The sequence below is a fragment of the Alcanivorax sp. HI0044 genome (genome assembly GCF_001634945.1).
Map to the genome: position 1 here is coordinate 1 of NZ_LWEZ01000879.1, position 329 is coordinate 329.

1 protein-coding gene is annotated in these 329 nt (G+C 56.5%); it reads left to right on the top strand.

Going from position 1 to position 329, the window contains the following annotated elements:
• On the top strand, nucleotides 1-329 hold a 329-nt coding region (locus A3730_RS10470), incomplete at both ends, for a thioesterase family protein (protein WP_063538033.1).

Here is a 329-nt window from a genome sequence, read left to right on the forward strand (position 1 = left end):
CAATGTGCATGAGCTGACGGTGACCGTACCAGCCGAAGCCATTGATGTGATGGGGCATGTGAACAACACCGAGTACCTGCGCTTTATGGAGCAGATCGCCTGGCATCACACCACCGAACTGGGATTGGGCTGGGACCTGTATCAGAAGCTCAACCGGGGCATGGTGGCGCGCCACACCGAAGTGGATTATCTGGCCCCGGCCTTTGAGGGTGAAAACCTGAAAATCGGCACCTGGATCGTTCACAATGATGAGCGCATCAGTATTACCCGCCGTTATCAGATTGTGCGTGAATCCGATGGCCTGACCCTGCTGCGCGGTCGTACCCGTT